The sequence below is a fragment of the Tardiphaga sp. 813_E8_N1_3 genome (genome assembly GCF_051811025.1).
Taxonomy (GTDB): Bacteria; Pseudomonadota; Alphaproteobacteria; order Rhizobiales; family Xanthobacteraceae; genus Tardiphaga.
The window spans coordinates 3732194-3755588 of the sequence record NZ_JBPWQE010000001.1 but is presented as its reverse complement, the minus strand read 5'-3'; the positions used below and the strand labels follow the sequence as shown (position 1 = coordinate 3755588).

Genomic DNA, 23395 nt, shown 5'->3' with positions numbered 1-23395 from the left:
CCGTTGCGCGTCAAACCATGGAGCCGGTCTGCGCAGGGGCGCTGCCGGATGAAGTCATGACTCTGAAATCGAAGGACCGCGCCGCAGCCATCCGCGTGGTGATCCCTTTCGTGATCCGGCATTGGTTCCGGCAGCCCGGCCGTGTCGCGGTGACTGCTGCCGGTTTGCTCGGCGCGACGGTGGCTGACCTGTTCATGCCGCTATTCTCCGGCCAGTTGGTCGATGCCGTCACCAAAGGCGGCGCCGATCCGGCGGCGCGGCATGCGGCCTATGTGGCCTTCGGCGCCATCGTGGCGCTCGGCGCGTCGTCGATGCTGCTGCGGCTGCTCGGCATCCACGCCATCGTTCCGTTCACGCTGCGCATGATGTCCGATCTGTCGCGCGAGGCTTTCGCGCGCGTGCAGCGCTTCTCGACCGACTGGCACGCCAACAGTTTTGCGGGCTCCACGGTGCGCAAGGTCACGCGTGGCATGTGGGCGGTCGATCTGCTGAATGACACGCTGCTGATGGCGCTGCTGCCGTCGCTGGTGGTGTTGCTCGGCTCGATGTTGTTGCTTGGCTGGCACTGGCCCGCGCTGGGCGGCGTCATCGCCGTCGGCGCGGTCGCCTATATCGCGATGACCGTGTGGTTCTCCACGCGCTACATCGCGCCGGCCGCACGCGTGTCGAATGCATGGGACACCAAGGTTGGCGGCACGCTGGCCGATGCGCTGACATGCAACGCCGTGGTGAAATCCTTCGGTGCGGAAAGTCGCGAAGACGAGCGGCTGGGGCAGGTCGTCGGCCGCTGGCGCGTGCGCGTGGCGCGCACATGGTATCGCTACAACACCACGAGCACGGTGCAGCTCGCAGTGCTGCTCTGCGTGCGCACAGCGGTGATCGGCGGCGCCTTGTGGCTGTGGCTGCAAGGTCAGGCGACGGCGGGCGATGTCACCTATGTGCTGACGAGCTATGTCGTCATTCACGGCTATCTGCGCGATGTCGGCATGCACATCAACAACCTGCAGCGTTCGGTGAACGACATGGAGGAGCTTGTCGCGATTCACGATGTTGCGCTCGGCATCGCCGATGCACCGGATGCGCAGCTGATTGCGATCACCGGTGGGCGTATCCTGTTCGACGACGTGACGTTCCACTATGGCGGTCACGCGACGCCGCTCTATGACGGACTGTCGGTGGACATCCGTGCTGGCGAGCGCGTCGGTCTGGTCGGGCGTTCGGGCTCCGGCAAGACGACCTTCGTGAAGCTGATCCAGCGGCTATACGATGTGTCGGGCGGTCAGATCATGATCGACGGTCAAAATATCGCCGAGGTCACGCAGGAGTCGCTGCGCAGCCGGATTGCGATCGTGCAGCAGGATCCGATCCTGTTTCACCGTTCGCTGGCCGACAACATCGCCTATGGCCGGCCCGGCGCCAGCATGGCAGCGATTGAACAGGCGGCGCGGCTGGCGAATGCGCATGACTTCATCACCCGGCTGCCGAAAGGTTACGGCACGCTGGTCGGTGAGCGTGGTGTGAAACTGTCGGGCGGCGAGCGGCAGCGTGTCGCGTTGGCGCGTGCATTCCTGGCGGATGCACCGGTGCTGATTCTGGACGAGGCGACATCGAGCCTCGATTCAGAGTCGGAGGCGTTGATCCAGGAGGCGATGGAACGGCTGATGAAAGGCCGCACCTCGATCGTGATCGCGCATCGCTTGTCGACGGTGCGCAGCCTCGATCGCATTCTGGTGTTCGATCACGGGCATATCGCGGAAGAGGGCACCCATGCCACGCTCACAGTGCGACCGGGTGGCATCTATCGCGGTCTGTTCGAGCGTCAGGTGCTCGATCTCGATCGCACCAGTGCGGCCGGTTGATCGAGCAATTCCGACTACGCCAAAACTGGCGAAGGGCCCGGCGTTTTGCGCCGGGCCCTTCGTTGTTCAGAAAGTTATCAGCCGGCCTGTAAGCCGGGTTCTGTAGGGCATCGCCGATTTGCACCGGCGATACGTGACGGCCATTCCTCTGGGACCATAGTTGCCTATGGCCTCAAGCAACCTACCCGGACAGCGAGCAAGACATTGCCCCGCAGTGTTATCGCTCAAGGTGAGCGAACTGACTGCTTTGCCGTCCCTATTCGGTTTTGCTCCCGGTGTGGTTTGCCATGCCGTTTCCGTTGCCGGATACGCGGTGCGCTCTTACCGCACCTTTTCACCCTTACCGCGCCAACTCCTTGCGGAGGGAGGCGAGGCGGTTCGTTCTCTGTGGCACTTTCCCTGGGGTCACCCCCGCCGGACGTTATCCGGCACCGTATGTCGATGGAGCCCGGACTTTCCTCTCCCGCAGCCTTTCGACCATAGCAGGAGCGGCCGTCCAGCCGACTGACCAGAAAGCCATGGGGGTTGCCGGTGCCGGCGTCAAGCACTGACCGGCTACGCAAGCCGTCAAAATAAATTATCCTGAAGATGTCGTTCTGCTGCCGGTTCGTTCGACTGACGGCATGATCCCGGAAAGTGGAAACCAGTTTTCGGCTCTGATCATGCCCACGTCACGGCGAATGGCGCCGCTCAAGAGGAGACAACACAATGCAGTATCTGTTGATGATCTACCAAAACGAAGCCGAGTACGCGAAAATGGACGCCGCCACAGGCAAGAAGATGCTCGAGGAATATGGCGCGTTCACCCAATCCATCGTCCAGAGCGGCAATTTCAAGGCTGGCGACCGGCTGCAACCGACGACCACAGCGACGACGGTGCAGGTGCGCGACGGCAAGATGCTCACCACCGATGGTCCGTTCGCCGAGACGCGCGAACAGCTCGCTGGTTACTATCTGGTCGACGCGAAGGATCTCGATGCCGCACTGGCGATTGCAGCGCGGATTCCCAGCGCGCGGATCGGTTCAATCGAGGTGCGGCCGATCTGGGTCTATAACTGACACCATGACGCTGGCCGAAATCGACAGGATCTTTCGCAACGAGGCGGGTCGCGCGCTGGCGACGCTGATCCGCCTCGTCGGCGATTTCGATTTGGCTGAAGATGCGTTGCAGGATGCCTTCGCGGTTGCGCTTGAAAAATGGCCAACCGCCAAGCCGCCGGCAAATCCGCGTGCGTGGCTTGTCAATGTCGGCCGCAACAAGGCGATCGATCGTGTCAGGCGTCTGGTATCGTTTCGCGACAAGCAAGAACAGGTGACGCACGAGCTGTTGCTGAACGCGTGCGCAAATGACGATCGCTGTGATGACGCCGTTCTCGACGACGACATGCTGCGGCTGATTTTCACGTGCTGCCATCCGGCTTTCGCCGTGGAGGTGCAGGTGATGCTGACACTGCGGACCGTCTGTGGATTGAGCACCGCTCAGGTGGCACGGGCGTTTCTGATCGGCGAAGACGCCATGGCGCAGCGTCTGGTCCGAGCCAAACAGAAGATCCGCATCGCTGGAATTCCCTATGAAGTGCCTGTGCTGGATGCGCTCGAGCAGCGACTGCGCGGCGTGTTGGCGGTGATCTATCTGGTTTTCACCGAAGGCTACGTTGCCACGTCAGGTGACGATCTGATGCGGCCGGACCTAGCGCGGGAAGCAATCCGGCTGGCTCGTTTGCTTGATGCGCTGCTGCCGCAGCGACGCGAGATCAAAGGCCTGCTGGCGCTGATGCTGCTGCACGACGCGCGCCGCTCCGGTCGTGCGACGGCGGATGGCGACATCGTGCTGCTGGAAGCCCAGGATCGGTTGCTGTGGGATCATCAACAGATTGCCGAGGGATTGCGGCTGGTCGAGGACGCGTTGCACGCTCCGGGCCGACCCGATGATTATGTAGTGCAGGCCGCGATCGCGGCGCTGCATGCGCGGGCGCCAAGTTTTCAAGCCACCGACTGGCCGCAGATCGCCGGGCTATACGAAGTCCTGCTGCGGATCAGGCCATCGCCTGTGATCGAGCTCAACCATGCCGCGGCAGTGGCGATGGTCGATGGTCCGCAGCGTGCCTTGAATCTGATCGACGCATTGCAGGCGTGGGGTGGACTCGACGGCTACGATCTGCTGCCGGCGGTGCGCGCCGACCTGTTGCGCCGTCTCGGCCGGCACGATGCCGCCCGCGATGCGTATCATCGGGCCAGCGCGGCCACGCAGCTCGCGCCGCTGCGCCGGCTCTACGCGCGCCGGCTGGCTGAACTGGATCGGCAGGAGCCGCCGAAGGACTAGCGCGCGGCGGTCGTCGTCTCCGCCGGCAGGCTGGCGAGCAGGGCCTGCAGCGTGGTCAGCGTCGAGTGATCCACGAGGCCATCGACGCGCTCGGGACGGAAATGGCGCTGGAAGGCGGTGACCACTTCCATGGTCGGGGCATTGTACTGGCCATCGGTCTCGATGCCGTAGCCATAGCGCGCCAATGCATGCTGCAGCGCCAGTACGTCGTCGCCCGCGGTGCCGAGTTTCATGGTTTCGCCGCGCACGATCGGCGCCGGCATCACCCAGTGGCCGACGCCGGAATTGGCCAGCGAGTGCCACGGGAATTTTTCGCCGGGATCCTTCTTGCGCGAGGGCGAGACGTCGGAATGACCGAGCACGCGATGCGGCTGCAGGTCATGACGCAGCATGATGCCGCGGCACAGCGCGGTGACGGCAGCGATCTGCCGGCTTGGAAAATCCGGATAGCCCCAGTCATGACCGCGATTGATGATCTCGATGCCGATCGAGCAGGAATTGATATCCTCTTCGCCGGCCCAGAAACCGACGCCGGCGTGCCAGGCCCGCTTGGCTTCGGGCACCGTCTGCACGATGCGGCCATCCTCGAGCACGATGTAATGCGCCGAGACATCGGTGCCCGCGGTGCACAGGCGCGTGATAGCGCCTTCCGGATCGGGCATGCCGGTATAGTGCAGCACGATCATGTCGGGCACGAGGCCCTTGTTACGCTCACCGAAATTCGGCGACGGGATCACGTCGGAAACGACGGATGAATCCGGGGTAAAGGTCGGCATGTCCGCGGCACCCTTGGGAATCGGGAGGGCGCGTTGACGCTTGGAGTCGGATCCAGCGGGTGCGGACGAAGGTGAAGCCATCAGAAAACTCAGATCAGTCACGAGAACAGCGGCACATATTGGTTGCGCCGCAGGCGCGTACTATCCTCGACCGGCACCTTGCTATGCAACGACCGCATGACAGTTTTGCCCCATTTTTATCCACTGTGGGCTTAAAGCATCAGCACTACGATAAAACCGGCACTTGTAATTGATCGACTGCTCTCCAACCCATCAACGCTTTCTTAACGCTAAGTGCCGTTACTGAGTGGTGAAGAGCCAACCTGAAAAGGGCGGCCAAAGTTCCATTTTGACGCTCAGATCCCCATGGCAATCCCTAAAAATCCATGCGGACATCAGGCCTGCCTCGCGCAAAACGCGGGCGGCGCGTCGAATGGAACCCGTAATCGTGCGGCGATCGGGCTTTTCGGTCGGAAAAGCCGGGCGCCGCGCAGACAATTGAGGCGACATGGGCCTGTTCGTGTCCAGTTTGATTTTGCGCCTCGATGCGAAGGAACGGAACGCGCTGTCCGCGTGCTTCCGGCAGGCGTGCGCATGAGCACGCCCGATACAAGGCATATCTCCGTTCTCGGCGTTGAAGCTGTCGACATGCTGAGCCCGCGCGCCGGTGGTATTTATGTCGATGCCACATTCGGCGCCGGCGGCTATTCCCGCGCGATCCTTGCGACCGAGGGAACCCGCGTCATCGCCATTGATCGCGACCGGACCGCCATCGCCGGTGGTTTCGATCTCGTCGACGCGTCTGACGGCCGTCTCACGCTGGTCGAGGATCGCTTCTCTAATCTCGCCGATGTGTGTGCTGCGCAGGGCGAGCTGCTCGTCGATGGCGTCGTGATGGATGTCGGCGTTTCGTCGATGCAGATCGATCAGGCCGAACGCGGCTTCTCTTTTCGCTTCGACGGCCCGCTCGACATGCGCATGAGCCAGCACGGGCCAACCGCGGCCGACGTGGTGGCGAAGGCCTCCGAAGCCGATCTCGCCAATATCATTTATATCTTTGGCGAGGAGCGGCATTCCCGTTCCGTCGCGCGCGCGATCATTGCGGCGCGCAAGGAAGCGCCGATCGAGACGACGAAGCAGCTCGTCGATATCGTGCAGAAGGTCGTCTGGGCCAAGCCCGGCGAAATTCATCCGGCGACGCGCACGTTCCAGGCGCTGCGCATCTTCGTCAATGCGGAGCTCGACGAACTCCATATCGCACTTGCCGCTGCCGAGCGCGTGCTGAAGCCAGGCGGCCGGCTGTCGGTGGTCTCGTTCCATTCGCTGGAAGATCGCATCGTCAAGAATTTCATGACCGAGCGCAGCAAGACCGGCGGTGGATCGCGGCATCTGCCCGAGGTCGCGCAATCCCGTCCGCGTTTCTCGCTCGTCAACAAGCGCCCGATCATTGCGGGCGATGAAGAACTCAAGGCTAATCCGCGCGCGCGCTCTGCGAAGCTGCGCGGCGCCGAGCGCACCGATGCGCCGGCACAGGATGCCGGCCCGTTGCCGGGCTGGCCGACACTCGCTTCCGTGTTGAGGGGAGGCTGACCATGCGGATCATCCACCTTCTCGTGATCGCCGTGCTCGTCTTCGCCGCCGCCTATGTCTATCGCATCAAGATGGAATCCACGGTGCGCACCGAGAAGGTGCTGCGTCTGCACGCCGATATTCGCGAGCAGCGCGATGCCATTGCGTCGCTGCGTGCCGAATGGGCCAAGCTGGATGCGCCGATGCGGCTGCAGGGTCTGGCCGAACGCCATCTCAAGCTGCAGCCGATGACGGCGCAGCAATTCGACACGATGAAGAACCTGCCGGATCGGCCGCCGAACTTTGCCAAGCCCGGTGAGCCCGATCCGATCGGCGCGATGATCCACACCATCGATCCGGATATCGTGACCGGCTCGCTGCCGGCGCCGGAGGATCCGCAGTGACAGGTCAGCCGCTCGACCCGAACAAACCGATTGAACGGCCGCCGGAGCCCTGGCGCCAGCGTCTGATCCGCAGTCTGCTCTACGGACGCAACGTCGATCGTGCAGCGAAGGCACGCGCGCGCGTCGGTCTTGCGATGATCGCGTTCGGCGGCGTGTACGGCATCATTGCCGTGCGCCTGATCATGTTTGCGGTCAACGGCGACACCCATGCGGAACGCCGCGCCACGCGTGACGCCATCGCCACCGCACGTCCCGATATCGTCGACCGCAACGGCGCGATCCTGGCGACCGATGTGAAATCGCCGTCGCTGTTCTCGGAGCCGCGCCGCATCATCGACAAGGACGAAGCGGTCGAATTGCTCACCGGCGCGCTGCCTGATCTCGATAGCGCCGAAGTGCGCGAGCGGATTATGAGCAAGAAGGGCTTTGCGTGGCTGAAGCGCGAGATCACGCCGCAGCAGCAGCGCGACATCCATCGTCTCGGCATTCCCGGCATCGGCTTCCTGCGCGAGAACAAGCGCGTCTACCCGAGCGGCGCGGCGGTGTCGCATCTGATCGGCCTGACCAATATCGACAACCAGGGCATCGCCGGCATCGAGAAGTGGCTCGACAGCAACGGCCTTGCCGATCTGCATCGCGCGGGCTTTGCGTCCGATCGCCTGCAGAAGCCGGTCGAACTCGCCGTCGACCTGCGCGTCGAACATGCGCTGCGCGATGAACTGCTCAAGGCCAAGGCGAAATACAGCGCCAAGGCAGCATCGGGTCTGGTGTCAAACGTGAAGACCGGCGAGATCGTCGCCATGGTCTCGCTGCCCGACTTCGATCCGAACAATCCGAAGGAAGCGCACGACCCTGACCGTATCAACCGCCTGACCACGGGCGTTTATGAAATGGGCTCGACCTTCAAGACGCTGACGCTTGCGATGGCGCTCGACAGCGGCAAGGCCAATCTCAATACGATGTATGACGCGCGCTATCCGCTGAGCTACGGCAAGTTCAAGATCCATGACACCCATCCGGTGCCGCGTCCGATCTCGCTCGCCGAAGTGTTCACTTTCTCGTCGAACGTTGGTGCTGCGAAGATCGCGCTTGGGCAGGGCGTCGAAGCGCACAAGGCGTTCCTGAAGAAAGTCGGCCAACTCGATCGGCTGCGCACCGAACTGCCGGAAAGCGCGATGCCGATCGTGCCGAAACGCTGGGGTGAACTGAACACCATCACCATCGCATTTGGTCACGGCATGGCTGTGGCGCCGCTGCAGGCGGTGATGGGCGTCAATGCGATGATCAATGGCGGGTTGCTGATCCCGCCGACCTTTCTGAAGCGCACCGAAGAGGAAGCGCGGGAGATTGGCAAACGCGTCATCAAGAAAGAGACCAGCGACAAGGTGCGTTACATGATGCGCCTGAATGCCGAGACCGGTTCGGCACGACAGGCCGAAGCGAGGGCCAAGGGCTACTATCTCGGCGGCAAAACCGGCACGGCCGAGAAGGTCGTCAACGGCCGCTATTCCAAGAAGCAGGTGCTGAATTCCTTTACCGCCGTGCTGCCGATGGACAATCCGCAATTCCAGGTTCTGGTGATGCTGGACGAGCCGAAGGCGCTGCCCGAAACCCATGGTTTCATCACCTCGGGCTGGAATGCGGTGCCGACGGGCGGCAACGTGATCGCCCGTATCGCGCCGCTTTTAGGGCTCGAGCCGCGCTTCGATCTGGCGCCGTCCGACCGCCTTATTCTTGCGACATCCAAGGTGACTCAGTAACGCCGCATCTGCGCTTTACAGCCGGTGCAAAATGCGGTTTGCGTGGCGTTGCGGAACCCGATTTGTCACTCGATCTGGCCTGCCCGGAGCAGCATGAAACTACGCGATTTGTTCAACCCTGATGCCGTGATGGAGCCGTCCGTAGGGGACGTCATCGTCACCGGACTTGCTGTGGACAGTCGCGCAGTGAAACCGGGCGATCTGTTCTTTGCACTTGCAGGCGCGAAAACCGACGGTTCGCGTTTCATCGCGCAGGCACTGGCGTCAGGTGCCGTCGCCGTCGCCGGTGCCCACAAGCCCGACGATCTGTCCGTGCCCTTCGTGCGCACGCTTAATCCGCGCCTTGCGCTGGCTCTGGCGGCGTCGAAATTCTATCCGCGCCAGCCAGCGGTCATTGCCGCCGTCACGGGGACATCAGGCAAGACGTCGGTCGCATCCTTTGCGCGCGAAATCTGGGGCCGTCTCGGATATGCCTCCGCAAGCATAGGTACCATCGGTCTCGTCTCGCCGAAGCGTACCGTCTATGGCTCGCTGACCACGCCGGATCCGATCTCGCTGCACAAGCAGATCGACGAGATCACCGGCGAGGGCGTGACGCATCTCGCGCTCGAAGCATCGTCGCACGGCCTCGATCAGTTCAGGCTGGACGGCGTGCGGGTCTCTGCCGCCGGCTTTACCAATCTGTCGCGCGACCACATGGATTACCATCCGGACGTCGCGCATTATCTCAGTGCCAAGCTGCGGCTGTTCCTCAACCTGGTCGTGGACGGTGGCGTCGCCGTGATCGCGGCCGATCATGAGCACTCGCCGCAGGTGATCCATGCCGCACAGTCGCGTCACTTGCGTCTGATGAAAGTCGGTCGCAAGGGCGACGGTGTAGGCGAGGGCATTCGCCTTGTCGTTGCCACGGTCGAAGGCTTCGCGCAGAAACTCACACTTGAGCATCGCGGCAAGAGCCATCAGATCAAGCTGCCACTGGTCGGCGAATTCCAGATCGAGAACGCGTTGGTTGCAGCCGGCCTTGTCATCGGCACCGGCGGCGATGTCTATACGACATTCGCTGCGCTCGAACATCTCCAAGGCGCCAAAGGCCGTCTCGAGCAGGTCGGTGCGCACAACGGCGCGCCGGTCTTCGTCGACTATGCCCACAAGCCGGATGCGCTGGCGAAGGCACTGCAGGCGCTGCGTCCCTATGCGAAGCGCAAGCTCGTCGTGGTATTCGGCGCCGGTGGTGATCGCGATGCCGGCAAGCGGCCGTTGATGGGCGAGATCGCCAGCGAAAATGCCGACAGCGTGATCGTCACTGACGACAATCCGCGCAGCGAGAATCCAGCGGCCATCCGCGCTGCCATTCTGGCCGCTGCGAAAGGCGCTATCGAAATCGGCGACCGCGCCGAAGCCATCCGCGTGGCCGTCGAAGGTCTGCAGCCCGGCGATGCGCTGTTGATCGCTGGCAAGGGCCATGAAACCGGACAGATCGTCGGCGATCGCACGCTACCGTTCAGCGATCACGCCGCCGCCGCAGCGGCGCTTGCCAAGAGGACTGCATGAGCGAGTTTCTTTGGACATCGGCCGCGATGGTCGACGCGATGCACGCCACGACACAAGGCACGCTGCCGGAAGGTATCACCGGCATCTCCATCGATACCCGCACCATCAAGCCGGGCGAGGCCTATTTCGCGATCAAGGGCGACGTGCATGACGGCCACGCCTTCGTCGAAGCCGCGCTGAAAGCCGGTGCCGGTCTTGCCGTCGTCGAAGCCGCGCAGCGCGACAAGTTTCCCGCCGATGCGCGCCTGCTGGTGGTCGACGACGTGCTCGCGGCGCTCGTCGAACTCGGCATCGCCTCGCGTGCACGTCTGACGGCGCCGATCATCGCAATCACCGGTTCGGTCGGGAAGACCTCGACTAAGGAAGCGCTGCGCCATGTACTGGAAGCGCAAGGCAAGACGCATGCTTCGGTGGCGTCGTTCAACAATCACTGGGGCGTGCCGCTGACGCTGGCTCGCTGCCCGGCCGATGTGCGTTTTGCGATCTTCGAAATCGGCATGAATCACGCAGGTGAAATCGAGACGCTGGTGAAGATGGTGCGGCCGCATTTTGCCGTCATCACCACTGTCGAGCCGGTGCATCTGGAATTCTTCGCCGGTGTCGAAGCGATCGCCGACGCGAAAGCCGAAATCTTCTCCGGGCTTGAGCCCGATGGCGTCGCGATCCTTAATCGCGACAATTCGCAATTCGCGCGTTTGCAAAAGAGCGCAAAGAAAGCCGGTGTCTCGCGCATTGTCTCGTTCGGAGCCGACAAGAAGGCCGACGCGCGTCTGATCGACGTGGCGTTGCATCCGACCTGTTCGGCCGTGCATGCGAATATTCTCGGCCATGACGTCACCTACAAGCTCGGTATGCCCGGCCGCCACATGGCGATGAATTCGCTGGCGGTGCTGGCAGCAGCGTCGCTGATGGGCGCCGATCTTGCCCATGCCGCGCTGACGCTGTCGCAGGTCGTGCCGGCGGCGGGCCGCGGTATTCGCCATGTGCTCGAAGTGTCAGGGGGCGAGGCGACGCTGATCGACGAAAGCTACAATGCCAATCCGGCCTCGATGGCAGCGGCGATCAATGTGCTCGGCGCAGCAGCAGTCGGGCCAAAGGGCCGCCGCATCGCGGTGCTCGGCGACATGCTCGAACTCGGCCCCGATGGCGCGAAACTTCATGCCGGGCTGTTGGATGCGGTGCAGTCCAACGGCATCGATCTGGTATTTTGCTGTGGTCCTCTGATGCGCAATCTTTGGGACGCCCTTTCCACGGGCAAGCGGGGCGGCTATGCCGGGGATGCGGCGGCGCTCGAATCGCAGGTGCTGGCCGCGATCCGCGCCGGTGATGCCATCATGGTCAAGGGCTCGCTCGGCTCGAAGATGAAACCGATTGTCTCCGCGCTCGAAAAGCGCTTTCCCGGCAACGCCGCGCTCGACGACGCCGCGGTATAGGGCGGACTGAATGTTCTACTGGCTGATCGACTTCGCGGGCACCGTGCCGGTGTTCAATGTGTTCCGCTACATCACCTTCCGCACCGGCGGCGCGGTGGTCACCGGCGCACTGTTCGTGTTCCTGTTCGGACCCTGGATCATCGACAATCTGCGCCTGCGCCAGGGCAAGGGCCAGCCGATCCGCACCGACGGGCCCCAGTCGCATCTGGTCAAGGTGGGCACGCCGACCATGGGCGGGTTGATGATCCTGTCCGGCCTCGTGGTCTCCACGCTGCTCTGGGCCAACCCGCGCAATCCCTATGTCTGGATCGTGCTGGCGGTCACCCTCGGCTTCGGCTTCGTCGGCTTCTATGACGACTATCTGAAAGTGACCAAGCAGAGCCACAAGGGCTTTGCCGGCCGCACGCGTCTGCTGATCGAATTCATCATCGCCGGCGCGGCCTGCTTCGCCTTCGTCAAGCTCGGCCGCGATCCGCTGTCCTCCTCGCTGGTGATCCCGTTCCTCAAGGACGTGATCGTGAATTTCGGCTGGTTCTTCGTGCTGTTCGGCGCCTTCATCGTCGTGGGCGCCGGCAATGCCGTGAATCTCACCGACGGTCTCGATGGCCTCGCCATCGTGCCGGTCATGATCGCGTCTGCGAGCTTCGGCATGATCGCCTATCTCGCCGGCAACGCGGTGTTCTCTGATTACCTGCAAATCAACTATGTCGCCGGCACCGGCGAACTCGCGGTACTCTGCGGCGCTGTGCTGGGCGCAGGCCTCGGCTTCCTCTGGTTCAACGCGCCCCCGGCCTCGATCTTCATGGGCGATACCGGATCGCTGGCATTGGGCGGCATGCTCGGCTCGATCGCGGTCGCCGTGAAGCACGAGATCGTGCTCGCGGTGATCGGCGGGTTGTTCGTGCTCGAGGCGGTCTCGGTCATCGTGCAGGTCACCTCGTTCAAATTGACCGGCAAGCGCGTATTTCGCATGGCGCCGATCCATCACCACTTCGAGCAGAAGGGCTGGACCGAGCCGCAAATCGTGATCCGCTTCTGGATCATCTCGGTGATGTTGGCACTGGTCGGCCTCTCCACGCTGAAGCTGCGGTGAGATCGTGATCCCCGTCACCTCATTCGCCGGCAAGACTGTCGCCGTCTTCGGTCTCGGCGGCTCCGGCCTCGCATCCTGCCACGCGCTGCAGGCGGGCGGCGCCGAGGTCATCGCCTGCGACGACAGCATCGACAGGATGGTCCAGGCGACGCAGGCCGGTTTCATTACCGCCGATCTGCGCACGGTGGCATGGGGTGCCTTCGCCGCATTGATCCTGACGCCCGGCGTGCCGCTGACGCATCCGGCGCCGCACTGGACGGTGGTTGCCGCACAGGCCGCCGGCGTCGAGGTGATCGGCGACATCGAACTGTTCTGCCGCGAACGTAAGCTGCACGCCCCCGACGCGCCCTTCATTGCCATCACCGGCACCAACGGCAAGTCGACGACGACGGCGCTCGTCGCGCATCTGATGCGCGAAGCCGGCTTCGATACGCATATGGGCGGCAATATCGGCACCGCGATCCTGTCGCTGGAGCCGCCTACGGCTGGCCGCGTCCATGTGATCGAGATGTCGTCCTACCAGATCGATCTCACGCCCTCGCTCGATCCCTCGGTCGGCATCCTGCTGAACGTCACGCCCGATCATATCGATCGTCACGGCACGCTGGCGCATTACGCCGCGGTGAAGGAACGTCTCGTTACCGGTGTGCAGGCTGGTGGCACGGCGATCATTGGCGTTGGTGACGACTGGTGCAGCAAGGCCGCCGACCGCGTCGAACAATCCGGCAAGCGCGTGGTGCGCGTTTCCGTCGAGCATCCGCTGGCCGATGGCCTCACGATCCGCGGCAGCACCATCGTGCGCAATGCCGGCGGCGCGCAGAGCGATGTCGTCGATATCGCTGGTATCGGCTCGTTGCGCGGCCTGCACAATGCGCAGAACGCAGCCTGTGCTTCGGCTGCGGCACTGGCGCTGGGCGTCAGCCCGGCCGTGCTGCAAAAGGGCCTGCGCTCGTTCCCCGGCCTCGCGCATCGTATGGAGCAGGTAGGTCGCCAAGGCGGCACGCTGTTCGTCAATGACTCCAAGGGCACCAATGCCGACGCTGCGGCGAAAGCGCTGTCGTCCTTCAACGACATCTTCTGGATCGCCGGCGGCAAACAGAAGGAGGGCGGCATCACCTCGCTCGCCGAATTCTTCCCGCGGATCCGTGGCGCCTATCTGATCGGCGAAGCGGCCAATGATTTTGCGCAGACGCTGGACGGCAAGGTGCCTTACGAGATCAGCGTCAGTCTCGACGTCGCCGTGGCCAATGCCGCGCGTGACGCCGCCGAAGCCGGGCTCGCCGAGCCGATCGTGCTGCTGTCACCCGCCTGCGCCTCGTTCGACCAGTTCCGCAATTTCGAGATCCGCGGCGACCGGTTCAGGGAATTGGTGCTGGCGCTGGATGGGGTGAGGGCGGTTTAAGGCGCGATCTTCACGATCCAGTATCAGCCGACCTGTTCTGGCTCAGTCGAGGGAATATCACGCGGCTGTTAGGAGCCAACCGTCGAGGTCATTTGATCACACCGTGCAGGGGGCGTTGATGATTGGGCCGTCGGATGATCGCAAGGACACGTCGCCGCTGATCGAGGAGATCGCCGAGTTCGTTCGGCATCATGCGACGGGTTCGATCCTCCGCGTCGGCATCGATGGCGTGGACGGTGTCGGAAAGACGGTGTTCGCGGACACGCTCGCGCGTGTAATCGGCACGCTCGGACGGCCCGTTATCCGCGCCTCCGTGGACAGCTTTCACAACACGCGCGAGATCCGATACCGGCAGGGGAAAACCTCTCCACCTGGCTTTTACGCGGACTCCTACAATTATGTTGAGTTGCGGAAAGTGCTGCTCGATCCTCTCGGACCCGGCGGCTCGCGCGTCTATTGCCCTGCCATCTTCGATCACACCGTGAACGCCCCGGTCGCCGCTTGCTGGTCGATTGCCGATCCCGATGATGTCCTCGTCTTCGATGGCATTTTTCTGCACCGCCCGGAACTCAGGGACGTCTGGGACCTGTCGATTTTTCTGGATGCGCCATTCGCCATCACCATCCCGCGCGGCGCCGGTCGCGGCCCCGGATACGGATCGGCTGATGTGGATGCCGCGTCCAACCGGCGCTATATCGAAGGCCAGCGCCTGTATCTGCAAGAGAACGACCCGCAAAACCGCGCGAATCTCGTCATCGACTATTCCGATTTCACGCACCCTGTCGTCACAGCCCGCCGCTGCCCGCCCTGAATGAGGCCAAATTTTCACAATCCATTAACTGTCTGGCAACCACGATGGCCCATCGATAGGGGTTCATCGACCCGCAGGACGCGCCCATGATCTCTCGCGAACAACGCACACCGCTCAGCGAATGGTGGTGGACCGTGGACCGCCTGCTGCTGGCGGCGATCATCGCGCTGATGCTGGCGGGGGTGATCCTGTCGCTGGCGGCCTCGCCGCCGGTGGCGACGCGCATCGGGCTCGATCCGTTTCACTTCTTCAACCGGCATATCCTGTTTCTGGTGCCGTCGATTATCGTACTGATCGGCGTGTCCTTCATGACGCCGCGGCAAATCCGCCGCTCGGCGCTTGTGGTGTTCGCGATCTCCATCGCGCTGATCCTGGCGACCTTGCTGATCGGGCCGGAGGTGAAGGGTGCCAAGCGCTGGATCACCATCCTTGGCATCAACATCCAGGCCTCGGAATCCGCCAAACCGGCTTTCGTCGTCATCGCCGCCTGGCTGTTCTCGGAATCCGCGCGCAAGCCGGAGATGCCGGCGACCTCGATGGCGATCGTGCTGCTGATGATGCTGGTGTCGCTGCTGGTGATGCAGCCTGACTTCGGCCAGACCATGCTGATCCTGATGGCCTGGGGCTCGCTGTTCTTTATCGCCGGTATGCGCATGGTCTGGGTATTCGGCCTCGGCGCCACTGCGGCGGGCGGGCTATTGATGGCTTACTTCCTGGTGCCGCACGTCGCCGGCCGTATCAAACGCTTCATGGATCCCGCATCCGGCGACACGTTCCAGGTCGATACCGCCATGGAGGCCTTCTCGAATGGCGGCTGGTTCGGCCTCGGGCCGGGTGAGGGCATCGCCAAGCGCAGCCTGCCGGACAGCCACACCGACTTCGTCTTCGCCGTCGGCGCCGAGGAGTTCGGCATCCTGTTGTGTCTCGCGGTGCTCAGCCTGTTCGCCTTCATCGTGATCCGCGCGATGTCGCGCGCTTACGCCACCGAAGATCTGTTCTCGCGCTTCGCTGCCTCGGGCCTCGCCATCCTGTTCGGCGTGCAGGCGGCGATCAACATGGCGGTGAATCTGCATCTGATCCCCGCCAAGGGCATGACGCTGCCCTTCATCTCCTATGGTGGTTCGTCGATGATCTCGCTGGCCTACAGCGTCGGCATGCTGCTCGCTTTGACGCGCATGCGTCCGCGCACCGAAGTGGAGGCGATCGACGCCCACGTCGCGCGCACTTACGCGTGATGGGTACCGCGCCCCTCATACTTCTCGCGGCGGGCGGCACCGGGGGACATCTGTTTCCGGCGGAAGCCCTCGGCGTTGCGCTGATGAAGCGCGGACTGCGCGTGCGCCTCGTCACCGATGCGCGGGCGCTGAAATATAGCGGGCTGTTTTCGCGCGAGATGATCGATGTGGTGCCGAGCGAGACGGTGCGCTCCCGCAATCCCATCTCGCTGGCGCGCACTGGCATCATGCTCGCCGCCGGCACCGTGATGGCACTGAATCTGATGCGCACATTGAAGCCCGCGGCGGTGATCGGTTTCGGCGGCTATCCGACAGTGCCGCCGCTGTTCGCCGCGCGCCTGTTCGGCATCCCCAGCCTGATCCACGATTCCAATGCGGTGATGGGCCGCGCCAATCGCATGCTGTCCGGCAAGGTCAGCGCCATCGCCACATCGCTGCCCGGTGTGCTCGACCGCGATCCCGAATTGTCGAAGAAGACCACCACCACGGGCACGCCGATGCGCCCGGCGATCCTCGCCGCTGCGGCTGTCCCTTATGCGGCGCCGGATCTCACCGGGCCATTCCGCTTGCTCGTGGTCGGCGGCAGCCAGGGCGCGCGCATCATGGCTGATATCGTGCCACCCGCGATCGAGCGTCTCGAACCGGCGCTGTGGAATCGTCTCATCCTCACACAACAGGTGCGCGACGAAGACATGGCCCGCGTACGCGCCGTCTATGACAAGCTGAAGATCAAGGCCGAACTCGCGCCGTTCTTCAGCGATCTCCCTGCGCGTCTCGCGTCAGCCCAACTGGTGATCTCGCGCTCCGGTGCCGGCACCGTCGCCGAACTCGGCGCCATCGGGCGGCCTTCCATTCTGGTGCCGCTGCCCGGTGCGCTGGATCAGGATCAGTTCGCCAATGCCGGCGTGCTCGCCGACGCGGGCGGTGCACTCCGCATTGCGCAGGCCGATTTCACGCCGGATCGTCTGGCTGCGGAAATCTCGGCACTGGCCGGCGAGCCGGCGCGGCTGACTGCAATGGCGTCTGGCGCGCGCAAGGTCGGCCGGCTCGATGCAGCGGAACGGCTGGCGGACCTCGTCGCGAAAGTCGCGAAGATCTAACGCGAGCGATACACTCGTCACTCTCCACGGACTCGTCATTCGGGGGCGCGGGCGCACCTTTGCGCACGCGAACCCGGAATCCCGAGATGTTCATCACCTCTCAATCCCAAGCGGCGGAGAGGTGCTGATCACTTCGGGATTCCGGGTTCGCTTGCAAGAGCGAGCGCCCCGGAATGACGAGGTGAATTGCGGTTGCATATCCTGCTACACTATCCGTCGGTAGCATCGGCCAGGTGGGATAATGTGCAGCGATCCATTCGTTAGTATTCCGACCGCACAACGCGACACGGCGCGTTCGGCAATCGCTGCCGCGTTAGGTCGCGTGACAATCGATGCCATCAAACCCGTTCCGGGTGGCGTCTCGGGGGCGCTCGTCTATCGCATTGATGCGGGCGGCCGCCGCTACGTGTTGCGGATGGAGGGCCTTGCCAGTCCGCTGCGTAATCCGCACCAATATACGTCGATGCGCATCGCTGCAGAGGCAGGGATCGCGCCGCGGCTCTATCATGTGGACGAGGTCGCCCGCGTGGCGGTGATGGATTTCATCGTCGAACAGCCCTTGCAGTCCTATCCCGGCGGTCCCCACGCCTTGGCGCAGGCGCTGGGAGGAATGCTGCGTCGCCTGCAGGCGACGCCGAGGTTCGGGCGCTTCGTCGATTATCCAGATATCACCGCCCGGCTGTGGGCCCATGTCTGCCGCACAAATCTGTTTGCGCCTGGTGCGCTCGATGCCCACACGCAGCGTCTGGCAGACCTCCGTGGCGCCTATACGTGGAATAGCGATGAGGCGGTTTCCAGCCACAACGATATCCTGCCGCGCAACCTTCTGTTCGATGGCGAGCGTCTGTGGCTGGTCGATTGGGAGTCGGCCTATTGCAACGACCCGGCCGTCGACATGGCGACCATGCTTGATAACTTTGCGCCGTCACCTGAACTCGAAGAGGTGCTTTTGCAGGCATGGCTTGGTCACCCGCCTGATCGCAGCCTGCGCGATCGACTCGAACTGATGCGCGCGCTTACCCGTCTGTTCTATGCGGGCGTCCAGTTCAGCGCCGTAGCAACCGCGTCGCGCTTGGTGCCGGACACGGACCTCTCGGCACCTACACTTGCGGAATTCCGGCAAGCCTTGCGCGACGGGCGGCTGGCGCCCGATGCGTTGGAGACCAGGCATCTGCTTGGAAAGATGTATCTCGCTGCATTTTTCACCGGCGAGAAACCGCCGGGGCTGCCTCCGCCGATCAGTGCCTTTCAAGTGATGGGCACAGCGGAGGCATGATGACGAGATGCTGAAACGCTACAGCTTCACGCTCTCCACCAGATAATCCAAGAACGCCCGCACGCGCGCTGGCAACTGTCCGCCGTGGCCGACGAACACCGCGTGGATCGGTTCGATGTCGCCCGGGTTGAACGCCTCAAGCACCGGCACCAGTCGACCGGCTGCGATATCGGCCTCGACATGAAAACGCGCGAGCCGCGCGATGCCCATGCCAGCCACGGCGAGGTGCTGCATCGCTTCGCCGTCGCTGACGAGGGCATTGCCTGACGGCATCACGGCGATTGTCTCGCCGCCGATCTTGAACGGCCAGCCGTTCTCCCACTTGGCGAAGCCGAAGCGCAGCAGATTGTGATGCGCGAGATCGTCCGGCGTCTTTGGTGTGCCGCGCTCAGCGAGATAGCCGGGCGAGGCGACCACGACCATCCGGCTCTCGCCGAGTTTGCGCGCCAGCAGTCGTGATTCGCGCATCAAGCCGACGCGAATGGCGACATCGGCGCGCTCTTCCAGGAGATCCACCACGAGATCCGTCAGAACGACCTCCACCTTGATCTCGGGGTAGCGCTTCGCGAATTCCGGCAGCAGCGGCAGCAGGAGACGCAGGCCGAAGGGCACGCTGGTGTTGACGCGCAGCAGACCGCTCGGTGTTGCGCCGATGGCGGCTTCGCGTTCGGCTGCGCCCATCTCGTCGAGAATGCGCAGCGCGCGCTCATAGAAAGCGCTGCCTTCCGGCGTGAGTTGCAGCTTGCGCGTCGAGCGATTGATGAGCCGCACGCCGAGCCGTGCTTCCAGCCGCGCCACCAGTTTGCTGACGGCAGAGGGGGTCATTCGGAAGGCCCGCGCCGCGGTCGAAAAACCGCCGAGCTCGACCACGCGGGTGAACACTTCCATCTCGCCGGAGCGGTTGACGTCCAGTCGTGACATCTGGCTTCAATCTATTGAGTGAATTCAATTCACAAATATTGTGCCTTAGGCATGTCTATCTCATCAATGTCAGGAGGTCCACATTTCCCGTTGTCGGGCATCTGGCCCGTTTCACGCACGGGATAGGATCATGCCTCTCGCACTTTACGCGCTTACCGCCGGCGCCTTCGGAATTGGCGTCACCGAATTCGTCATCATGGGTCTCCTGATCGAGGTCGGCGGCGACCTCGGCGTGTCGATCCCGGCAGCGGGTCTGCTGATCTCGGGCTACGCGCTGGGCGTCGTGCTCGGCGCCCCGATCATGACCATCGCCACCAGTCGCTGGCCGCGCAAAACCGTGCTGCTGGTGCTGATGGGCATCTTCACGCTGGGCAATCTCGCCTGTGCGCTGGCCCCGGATTACTGGAGCCTGATGGCGGCGCGCGTGCTGACCGCTTTTGCGCACGGCACTTTCTTCGGCGTCGGCTCCGTGGTGGCAACCAGCCTCGTGCCGGAGAACAAGAAGGCGTCGGCGATCTCGATCATGTTCGCTGGTCTCACGGTCGCGACCATTCTCGGCGTGCCGTTCGGCACATGGCTGGGGCAGGGCTATGGCTGGCGGTCAACGTTCTACGCTGTGACGGTGGTCGGACTCGTCGCGATGGTCGCGGTCGCGCTGCTGGTGCCTTCGGTGAAGGCGCCGGAAGAGCACAGCAAGCTGTCCGACGATCTCGCCGTGCTGGCGCGGCCCCAGGTGCTGCTCGGCCTGCTCACCACGATTCTGGGCTGGATCGGCATCTTCGCGCTGTTCACCTATGTCGCGCCGATCCTCACCAAGATCTCGGGCTTCTCCGATGCCGCGGTGTCGCCGATCCTGCTGGTGTTCGGCGCCGGCGCCATCGTCGGAAATCTCGCCGGCGGACGTCTGGCCGATCGCTGGCCCGCGGGCAGCGTGTTCGGCAGCCTGCTGGCCCTGGCGGTCACGCTCGCGCTGATCACCTTCGCCGCACACAATCAGGTCGCCGTCATCATCGCGATCGCATTGCTCGGTGCCACGGCTTTCGCCACCGCATCGCCCCTGCAGATGGCCGTGCTGCGTCAGGCTCAAGGCGCTGGCCAGAGTTTGGCGTCGAGCTTCAACATTGCCGCGTTCAATCTCGGCAATGCCATCGGCGCGTGGCTGGGCGGCGCGGTGATTGCGCATGGCGGCCTGAACGCGGTGCCATGGGTCGCGGCGCTCGCTCCGCTGGCCGGGGTCGCCGTGGCGCTCATCGCCAATCGTGCGGATCGCGCACCGGCACCGGTTCCCGCACCGGCGGAGTAGGGCATGCGAGGCGGATTCGCCTGATCCGCAAGCCAAATTTCCATCTTTTTCGTCATGGCCGGGCTTGTCCCGGCCATCCACGTCTGTTTGAAGGAGTCATCTGTTAGAACAAGCCTTGGTTGCCCGGACGTCCAGCGAAGCTCGCTTCGCGCTGCCCGGGCATGATGGAACATAGAGACGCCCCATGAGACTGCCGCGCGAAATCGGACCCATTCACTTTGTCGGTATCGGCGGCATCGGCATGAGCGGCATCGCCGAGGTGCTGTGCAATCTCGGCTACACAGTGCAGGGCTCGGACGCTTCCGAGAGCGCGAACGTCAATCGTCTCAGAGAAAAGGGCATCGCCATCCATGTCGGTCACAAGGCCGATAACGTCTCCGGCGCGGATGTGCTCGTTGTCTCCACCGCGATCAAGCGCGACAATCCGGAACTGATGGCCGCGCGCGCGCAACGCATTCCGGTCGTCCGCCGCGCCGAGATGCTCGCCGAACTGATGCGCCTCAAGAGCTGCGTCGCTATCGCCGGCACCCATGGCAAGACCACGACGACGTCGATGGTCGCGGCGCTGCTCGATGCCGGTGAACTCGATCCCACCGTCATCAATGGCGGCATCATCAATGCCTATGGCACCAATGCGCGGCTCGGCGCCGGCGAGTGGATGGTCGTCGAAGCCGACGAGAGCGATGGCACCTTCCTGAAACTGCCAGCGGATGTCGCGATCGTCACCAATGTGGATCCCGAACATCTCGATCACTTCAAGACCTTCGACGCCGTGCAGGACGCGTTCCGCCACTTCGTCGAGAACGTGCCGTTCTACGGTTTCGCTGTGATGTGCATCGATCACCCCGTGGTGCAGAGCATCGTCGGCAAGATCGAGGATCGCCGCATCATCACTTACGGACAGAACCCGCAGGCCGATGCACGGCTGGTCGATCTGAAACCCGCTAATGGCGGCTCAAGCTTCAAGGTCGCGTTCCGCGATCGCAAGGCCGGCACCTCGCACGAGATCGACAATCTGTTGCTGCCGATGCCCGGTCGTCACAACGCACTCAATGCCACGGCTGCGATTGCCGTCGCGCATGAACTCGGGATGTCCGATGAGGCGATCCGCAAGGCCATCGCCGGCTTCGGCGGCGTCAAGCGCCGCTTCACCAAGACTGGCGAGTGGAACGGCGTCACCATCATCGACGATTACGGCCATCACCCCGTGGAGATTTCCGCCGTGCTGCGTGCCGCGCGTGAAAGCACCGCAGGCAAGGTGATCGCCGTGGTGCAGCCGCATCGCTTCACCCGCCTGCAATCGCTGTTCGAGGAATTTTGCACCTGCTTCAACGATGCCGACACCGTGATCGTTGCGGATGTCTATGCCGCCGGCGAAGCGCCGATCGAGGGCATCGACCGCGACAATTTCGTGCTCGGCCTGCGCGCCCACGGCCATCGCGAGGTGATCCCGCTGCCGGAGTCGGCGGCGCTTGCTGGCCTGATCGCGGGCGTAGCCAAGAGCGGCGACACGGTCGTCTGCCTCGGCGCCGGCAACATCACGCAATGGGCCTATGCATTGCCGGGCGAGTTGAAGGCGCTGGGCTAAGCGTGGCTAGCTTTCCCGACATCACACCCGATCTCAAAGCTACGATGCCCGATCTGCGCGGGCGTCTGCTCGCGAACGAGTCCCTTGCGCCGCTGACATGGTTTCGCGTCGGTGGTCCCGCGCAGGTGCTGTTCACGCCGGCGGACGAGGACGACCTCGCTTACTTCCTCTCGAAGCTGCCCAGCGACATTCCCGTCACCGTTGTCGGCGTCGGCTCCAATCTCATCGTGCGCGATGGCGGGCTCAAAGGCGTTGTCATTCGCCTGAGCCCGCGCGGCTTCGGTGCGACATCAGCCGATGGCGATATCGTGAGCGCCGGCACCGCCGCGCTCGACAAGCGCGTGGCGGAGACGGCAGCAGCGGCGAATGTCGGCGGGCTGGAATTCTACTTCGGCATTCCCGGATCGATCGGCGGCGCGCTGCGGATGAATGCCGGCGCCAATGGCGACGAGACCAAGGATGTACTGATCGAGGCGACCGGCATCGGCCGCGATGGCACGAAGCACGTCTTCGACAATGCCGGCATGCAATTCGTCTATCGCAATTCCGGCGTCTCACCGTCGATCATTTTCACGTCGGCGAGATTCCGCGGAACGATTGCAGAGCCCGCAGCCATTCGCGCGCGGATGGAGGACGTGCAGGCGCATCGCGAGACCGCGCAGCCGATCCGCGAGAAGACCGGCGGCTCCACCTTCAAGAATCCGCCGGGACACTCCGCCTGGAAACTGGTCGATGCCGCCGGCTGCCGCGGACTGCGCGTAGGCGGCGCGCAGGTGTCGGAGATGCACTGCAATTTCCTGATCAACACCGGCGATGCCACGGCGAGCGATATCGAAACTCTCGGCGAGACCGTGCGTGCACGTGTACTGGCACAGTCGGGCATCGACCTGCATTGGGAAATCAAGCGGATCGGCGTCGCGCCGTAACGCTATATGTCTGACGCGTTTCCTTAACGCGAACCGGGACCACTTCGCTCGGAAACGCTTTGGCT

At 63.6% G+C, this 23395-nt stretch carries 19 protein-coding genes and 1 other RNA gene; 17 read left to right on the top strand and 3 right to left on the bottom strand.

Features of this window, described 5'->3' with window-relative positions; all coding sequences use genetic code 11:
* Positions 1-56: 56 nt before the first annotated feature.
* Positions 57-1859, top strand: coding sequence for an ABC transporter ATP-binding protein (locus tag AB8A33_RS17750; RefSeq protein WP_439093944.1), 1803 nt, complete (start codon positions 57-59; stop codon positions 1857-1859).
* A 73-nt stretch (positions 1860-1932) separates the two neighbouring features.
* Here the strand turns inward: AB8A33_RS17750 and rnpB are convergent.
* Positions 1933-2367, bottom strand: an RNA gene (rnpB, locus tag AB8A33_RS17745) — RNase P RNA component class A.
* Positions 2368-2567: 200 nt separating this feature from the next.
* Between rnpB and AB8A33_RS17740 the strand changes: the two genes are divergently transcribed.
* Positions 2568-2918, top strand: a complete 351-nt coding sequence (locus AB8A33_RS17740; RefSeq protein WP_116660805.1) for a YciI family protein — start codon at positions 2568-2570, stop codon at positions 2916-2918.
* A 4-nt stretch (positions 2919-2922) separates the two neighbouring features.
* Positions 2923-4182: an RNA polymerase sigma factor gene (locus tag AB8A33_RS17735; protein WP_439093943.1), complete on the top strand. Its 1260-nt coding sequence runs from the start codon at positions 2923-2925 to the stop codon at positions 4180-4182.
* Here the strand turns inward: AB8A33_RS17735 and AB8A33_RS17730 are convergent.
* The gene (locus AB8A33_RS17730; RefSeq protein ID WP_439093942.1) at positions 4179-5039 is read right to left on the bottom strand and encodes an N-acetylmuramoyl-L-alanine amidase; all 861 of its coding nucleotides are present in this window, start codon (positions 5037-5039) and stop codon (positions 4179-4181) included. The genes AB8A33_RS17735 and AB8A33_RS17730 overlap by 4 nt on opposite strands.
* Before the next feature lie 513 nt (positions 5040-5552).
* Here AB8A33_RS17730 and rsmH point away from each other — a divergent pair.
* The 11 genes from rsmH to AB8A33_RS17675 all read left to right on the top strand — a co-directional run bounded on the left by rsmH (position 5553) and on the right by AB8A33_RS17675 (position 18592).
* A complete protein-coding gene (gene rsmH / locus AB8A33_RS17725; protein ID WP_439093941.1) occupies positions 5553-6548 on the top strand; it encodes a 16S rRNA (cytosine(1402)-N(4))-methyltransferase RsmH in 996 nt (331 codons plus the stop codon).
* Between the two features lie 2 nt (positions 6549-6550).
* Positions 6551-6931 (top strand): cell division protein FtsL, encoded by a 381-nt coding sequence (ftsL, locus tag AB8A33_RS17720; RefSeq protein ID WP_068732318.1) that lies wholly within the window; start codon positions 6551-6553, stop codon positions 6929-6931.
* Positions 6928-8691 carry a peptidoglycan D,D-transpeptidase FtsI family protein gene (locus AB8A33_RS17715; protein ID WP_439093940.1) on the top strand — a complete coding sequence of 588 codons (1764 nt, stop codon included), beginning with the start codon at positions 6928-6930 and terminating at the stop codon, positions 8689-8691. Before ftsL ends, AB8A33_RS17715 begins: the two co-directional genes overlap by 4 nt.
* A gap of 93 nt (positions 8692-8784) precedes the next feature.
* Positions 8785-10242 (top strand): UDP-N-acetylmuramoyl-L-alanyl-D-glutamate--2,6-diaminopimelate ligase, encoded by a 1458-nt coding sequence (locus AB8A33_RS17710; protein ID WP_439093939.1) that lies wholly within the window; start codon positions 8785-8787, stop codon positions 10240-10242.
* Positions 10239-11675: a UDP-N-acetylmuramoylalanyl-D-glutamyl-2,6-diaminopimelate--D-alanyl-D-alanine ligase gene (locus AB8A33_RS17705; RefSeq protein ID WP_439093938.1), complete on the top strand. Its 1437-nt coding sequence runs from the start codon at positions 10239-10241 to the stop codon at positions 11673-11675. The genes AB8A33_RS17710 and AB8A33_RS17705 overlap by 4 nt, the downstream gene beginning before the upstream one ends.
* Before the next feature lie 10 nt (positions 11676-11685).
* A complete protein-coding gene (gene mraY, locus AB8A33_RS17700; protein WP_068732324.1) occupies positions 11686-12768 on the top strand; it encodes a phospho-N-acetylmuramoyl-pentapeptide-transferase in 1083 nt (360 codons plus the stop codon).
* A gap of 4 nt (positions 12769-12772) precedes the next feature.
* The gene (murD, locus tag AB8A33_RS17695; RefSeq protein WP_439093937.1) at positions 12773-14170 is read left to right on the top strand and encodes a UDP-N-acetylmuramoyl-L-alanine--D-glutamate ligase; all 1398 of its coding nucleotides are present in this window, start codon (positions 12773-12775) and stop codon (positions 14168-14170) included.
* Positions 14171-14273: 103 nt separating this feature from the next.
* Positions 14274-14981, top strand: a complete 708-nt coding sequence (locus AB8A33_RS17690; RefSeq protein WP_439093936.1) for a uridine kinase — start codon at positions 14274-14276, stop codon at positions 14979-14981.
* An 86-nt stretch (positions 14982-15067) separates the two neighbouring features.
* Positions 15068-16216, top strand: coding sequence for a putative lipid II flippase FtsW (gene ftsW / locus AB8A33_RS17685; RefSeq protein ID WP_315841323.1), 1149 nt, complete (start codon positions 15068-15070; stop codon positions 16214-16216).
* Positions 16213-17316, top strand: a complete 1104-nt coding sequence (murG, locus tag AB8A33_RS17680) for an undecaprenyldiphospho-muramoylpentapeptide beta-N-acetylglucosaminyltransferase (RefSeq protein ID WP_439093935.1) — start codon at positions 16213-16215, stop codon at positions 17314-17316. Before ftsW ends, murG begins: the two co-directional genes overlap by 4 nt.
* Before the next feature lie 322 nt (positions 17317-17638).
* Complete coding sequence (locus tag AB8A33_RS17675; protein ID WP_439093934.1) at positions 17639-18592, top strand: phosphotransferase; 954 nt, start codon at positions 17639-17641, stop codon at positions 18590-18592.
* Between the two features lie 18 nt (positions 18593-18610).
* Here the strand turns inward: AB8A33_RS17675 and AB8A33_RS17670 are convergent, their stop codons facing one another.
* On the bottom strand, positions 18611-19513 hold the full coding sequence (locus tag AB8A33_RS17670) for a LysR family transcriptional regulator (RefSeq protein ID WP_439093933.1): 903 nt from the start codon (positions 19511-19513) through the stop codon (positions 18611-18613).
* A 130-nt stretch (positions 19514-19643) separates the two neighbouring features.
* On the opposite strand from AB8A33_RS17670, the gene AB8A33_RS17665 reads away from it, so the two are divergent.
* The 3 genes from AB8A33_RS17665 (at position 19644) to murB (ending at position 23330) form a co-directional block, all read left to right on the top strand.
* On the top strand, positions 19644-20816 hold the full coding sequence (locus tag AB8A33_RS17665) for an MFS transporter (RefSeq protein WP_439093932.1): 1173 nt from the start codon (positions 19644-19646) through the stop codon (positions 20814-20816).
* A 184-nt stretch (positions 20817-21000) separates the two neighbouring features.
* Positions 21001-22404, top strand: coding sequence for a UDP-N-acetylmuramate--L-alanine ligase (murC, locus tag AB8A33_RS17660; RefSeq protein ID WP_439093931.1), 1404 nt, complete (start codon positions 21001-21003; stop codon positions 22402-22404).
* Positions 22362-23330 (top strand): UDP-N-acetylmuramate dehydrogenase, encoded by a 969-nt coding sequence (murB, locus tag AB8A33_RS17655; RefSeq protein WP_439093930.1) that lies wholly within the window; start codon positions 22362-22364, stop codon positions 23328-23330. Before murC ends, murB begins: the two co-directional genes overlap by 43 nt.
* Positions 23331-23395 lie beyond the last annotated feature (65 nt).